This window comes from Streptomyces sp. UNOB3_S3 (assembly GCF_020740895.1).
GTDB lineage: Bacteria > Actinomycetota > Actinomycetes > Streptomycetales > Streptomycetaceae > Streptomyces.
The window spans coordinates 1-3,988 of record NZ_JAILXP010000509.1; the positions used below are offsets into that span (position 1 = coordinate 1).

Genomic DNA, 3,988 nt, shown 5'->3' on the forward strand with positions numbered 1-3,988 from the left:
CCCTCACGTTTGTGGGCAGGCGTTCCGCAGGGCGGAACGGGTGGGCACAAACCGGACCACCGGGCCGCACCACCCACCCCGCGCCGCCAGGCGCGGGAAACCCCCACCGGGGATCAGCCGAACGTCGGCGGAACCCCGCCGTCAGGCGGGCACGCTGCCAACCGCCGCCGGCGGGAACTCCTCCAGCCACACGAACGCCGGCTCGACCCCGGCGATCCGGATCACCTTCGACACCATCGCCCCACCCCGGACCACCCGCAACCGCGCCCCGCACCGCGCCGCGCGGGCGCGGACCCGCAGCAACAGCCGTACTCCGCTGGCGTCCAGAAAGGTCACCCCGCGAAGATCGAGCACCAGCTCGCCCCGGGCGCGCGCCGCGACGCCTTCCATCCGCTGTCCCAGCGTCTGCTCGGCCAGGATGTCGATCTCACCGGTCAGTTCCATGACCACCGCTCCCCCCGCCACGCGTTCCCGCATGGTGAAGGCGAGCTCGTACACGCCCATGGCGAACCTCACCGCCCTCCCTCATCGGGCACATCGTGTGCCTTTCTGGTGCCCCGGCCGTGGGCCGATTTCACCTCTGAGGCCCAGCCGTGATCCGGCGGAATCCGGGCCGTCAGCACGGAAGCCCCGGCCCCGGACCACTTGTGCGCTTCGTGGACCGGAGCCGGGGCTTCCGGCGAATGTGGGACGGGGGAAGCGGCATCGGGGGGACAACCGCTTCCCCCGACGAGGACACGGCCTCCAAGTACGGGCCGCGGTCGGGGGGATTCGCACGGCCCGGACCCCGCAGTGAGGTCCGTATCCCTGGGTCCACGAGATTCCTGCCAGATCCGTGGACGCCCCTCCATCCTCCGCCCCGGCGCGGGCGCCCGAGTCGGCCGAAGGGCCCGGCTTACAGGGTCCAAAGTCCTTAAAGTCCGTGTGAGGGGTGTGAATCCGTCCACATGACGCGCCATGATTTTCGGCCATTCATTCCCTCGCACGTTTGCGCGGATAGACTCTCGCGATCAAGGCGGGACCGCAGGGGAGGCAGGGCGTCATCGTGCAGACAAAGAAGGTCGTGCTCTGGGGTCTCGGCATCTTCGTGGCGTACACGATCATCCATTCCCCCGCCCGGTCGGCCGAGCTCGTCCAGATAGGGTTCCAGGGGATCTCGGACGCCGCCATGAACATCGGCGAGTTCATGACCCAGCTCGTCAGCTGAAAGAAGGCAGCAGTGATCCGTCATCTCGTCCTGTTCAAGCTCAACGAGGGCGTCGGGCGCGACGACCCGCGCGTCGTCGCCGGTGTGCAGGCGTTCGAGCAGCTGGACGGCGCCATCCCCGAGCTGCGCTCCTGGGAGTGCGCCTGGAACGTCTCCGACCGGCCGATCGCCTACGACTACGCCATCAACTGCTCGGTCGAGGACATGGACGCGCTCCAGCGGTATCTGGAGCACCCCGCCCACCAGGCGGGCGTCGCCCAGTGGCGCGAATTCGCGACCTGGGTGATCGCCGACTACCCGTTCTGACACCCCCTCCGGCGCCCCTTCCGGCACCCCTCGCCCGCCGGGCGAGGGGTGTTTTTTGTCGCCAACACGGCGCTATGCGGTGCTTGCACACTACGGACATGTCTTGTGATGCTATGACCGCTTTTGCCGGATGAGTTGATCGATTTTGACCGCGAAGGGGTGGTGACCGTGCCGGCCCGTACAGCGCCCGAAGCCCCCCTCCGACGCGACAAGTCCACCGACGGGACCGACCCCGATCATGTCGCCGCCGTCGGCGACATCCCCGACGGCCTCGGGCCCGCCGGCCCCGACGGGGAGCCCACCGGGGACCACGACACCGACGAGGACGGCCGGCCCGGCGAGCCCGGCGCCGTACGCGGCCCCCGCTCCCGGGAGGGCCGGGGCGCCGACGCCCGGGCCCTGACGCAGGTGCTCTTCAAGGAGTTCGTCACCCTGGAGCCCGGCACCCCCGAGCACGCCCGCGTGCGCGCCGCCCTGATCGAAGCCAACCTCCCCCTCGTGCGGTACGCCGCGGCGCGTTTTCGCAGCCGCAACGAGCCCATGGAGGACGTGGTCCAGGTCGGCACCATCGGTCTCATCAACGCCATCGACCGCTTCGACCCCGACCGCGGCGTCCAGTTCCCCACGTTCGCGATGCCGACCGTCGTCGGCGAGATCAAGCGGTACTTCCGCGACAACGTCCGCACCGTGCACGTCCCGCGCCGCCTCCACGAGCTGTGGGTGCAGGTCAACGGCGCCACAGAGGACCTGACGGTGCTCCACGGCCGCTCCCCCACCACCGCCGAGATCGCCGACCGGCTGAAGATCGCCGAGGACGAGGTACTGGCCTGCATCGAGGCCGGCCGTTCGTATCACGCCACGTCCCTGGAGGCCGCCCAGGAGGGCGACGGCCTGCCCGGCCTGCTGGATCGCCTCGGCTACGAGGACCCCGCGCTCGCCGGGGTCGAACACCGTGATCTCGTACGCCATCTGCTCGTACAGCTTCCTGAGCGGGAACAGCGGATCCTGCTGCTGCGCTACTACAGCAATTTGACGCAGTCGCAGATCAGCGCGGAGCTGGGGGTGTCACAGATGCATGTGTCCCGGCTACTCTCACGAAGCTTCGCCCGGCTCCGTTCCGCAAATCGAATCGACGCCTAACCCTCGCGGGTGACCCCTCCCCCGATGTCATGGGGAAGATATATCGACTTGACGCTACAGCGTGTTGCCGACATGTGACATTCTGCTGGAACTGCGTTTGCCACAGCGCAGCCTCCGGTATTCAGGTGGAGGCTGAACCCCTCGCGCGAGGGTGCCGCTGTGATCCGTCCGCGACCTCAAGGGGGTGGCATGTCCGTAGACCTGGGCAGCGCGAAGGTGCTCGCCAACGACGCACCGCACGCCGTGCTCGACGACTGTGAAGCCATCGACACCCGCACCCTCTCCCGCTCCCTCTTCCTGCGGCTGGCCGCGCTCGACCGGGACAGCGCCGAGCGCACCTACGTCCGCGACACCCTCATCGAGCTCAACCTCCCCCTCGTGCGGTACGCCGCGGCCCGTTTCCGCAGCCGCAACGAACCCATGGAGGACATCGTCCAGGTCGGCACCATCGGGCTGATCAAGGCGATCGACCGCTTCGACTGCGAACGGGGTGTCGAATTCCCGACGTTCGCGATGCCCACGGTGGTCGGTGAGATCAAACGCTTCTTCCGGGACACCAGCTGGTCCGTGCGGGTCCCGCGCCGCCTCCAGGAGCTGCGTCTCGCCCTCACCAAGGCCAGCGACGAGCTCGCCCAGAAGCTCGACCGCTCGCCCACCGTCCCGGAGTTGGCGGTGTGCCTCGGCGTCTCCGAGGAGGACGTCGTCGACGGCCTGGCCGTGGGCAACGCCTACACGGCGAGCTCCCTGGACTCCCCCTCCCCCGAGGACGACGGCGGCGAGGGCTCCCTGGCCGACCGGCTGGGTTACGAGGACACGGCCCTTGAGGGCGTGGAGTACCGCGAGTCACTGAAGCCCCTGCTGGCGAAGCTGCCCCAGCGCGAACGGCAGATCATCATGCTGCGGTTCTTCGCCAATATGACGCAGTCGCAGATCGGCGAGGAGGTCGGCATCTCCCAGATGCATGTCTCCCGGCTGCTGACCCGCACGCTGGCGCAGCTGCGGGAAGGCCTCATCGCCGACTGACGCCCGGATCCCCCGGGGATATACAAGCTGACGAAGCGTCAGCGACACTGGGCCGATGCGACGGAAGACGCTCGTCTGCCTCGTCTGCCTGGTTGCGGTGGGCACGCTCGCCACGGCGGGCTGCGGCGGCGGCGACCGCGAGGGCCGTCTCGCCACGGGGGCCGCCGGACCCGGCACCACGGGCACCACAGGAGCGGCCGGTCACGCCGTGCCGCCCAAGGGCGGCGTGGAGCTCATCCCGCTCCCCGTCCCGAGCCCGAGCCCCACGGACAGCGCGTCCCCTTCACGTTCACCGGACCCCCGCCCCTCACC

The 3,988-nt window shown here is 69.4% G+C and carries 5 protein-coding genes and 1 pseudogene; 5 read left to right on the forward strand and 1 reads right to left on the reverse strand.

The genetic code is table 11. The features are described from left to right. Nucleotides 1-141: 141 nt before the first annotated feature. Entirely contained in the window at nucleotides 142-516 is a 375-nt protein-coding gene (locus K6I33_RS32685) for an STAS domain-containing protein (protein ID WP_229358253.1), read from the reverse strand. A 529-nt stretch (nucleotides 517-1,045) separates the two neighbouring features. Here K6I33_RS32685 and K6I33_RS32690 point away from each other — a divergent pair. The 5 genes and pseudogenes from K6I33_RS32690 to K6I33_RS32710 all read left to right on the forward strand — a co-directional run. Further along, a complete protein-coding gene (locus tag K6I33_RS32690) occupies nucleotides 1,046-1,207 on the forward strand; it encodes a hypothetical protein (protein WP_164737664.1) in 162 nt (53 codons plus the stop codon). A 12-nt stretch (nucleotides 1,208-1,219) separates the two neighbouring features. Next, a complete protein-coding gene (locus K6I33_RS32695; protein ID WP_229358254.1) occupies nucleotides 1,220-1,513 on the forward strand; it encodes a Dabb family protein in 294 nt (97 codons plus the stop codon). A 168-nt stretch (nucleotides 1,514-1,681) separates the two neighbouring features. Next, entirely contained in the window at nucleotides 1,682-2,653 is a 972-nt protein-coding gene (locus K6I33_RS32700) for an RNA polymerase sigma factor SigF (RefSeq protein WP_229358256.1), read from the forward strand. Between the two features lie 189 nt (nucleotides 2,654-2,842). Beyond that, nucleotides 2,843-3,676: an RNA polymerase sigma factor SigF gene (locus tag K6I33_RS32705; protein WP_229358258.1), complete on the forward strand. Its 834-nt coding sequence runs from the start codon at nucleotides 2,843-2,845 to the stop codon at nucleotides 3,674-3,676. A gap of 55 nt (nucleotides 3,677-3,731) precedes the next feature. Continuing rightward, nucleotides 3,732-3,988, forward strand: a pseudogene (locus K6I33_RS32710) (hypothetical protein); the annotation flags it as partial.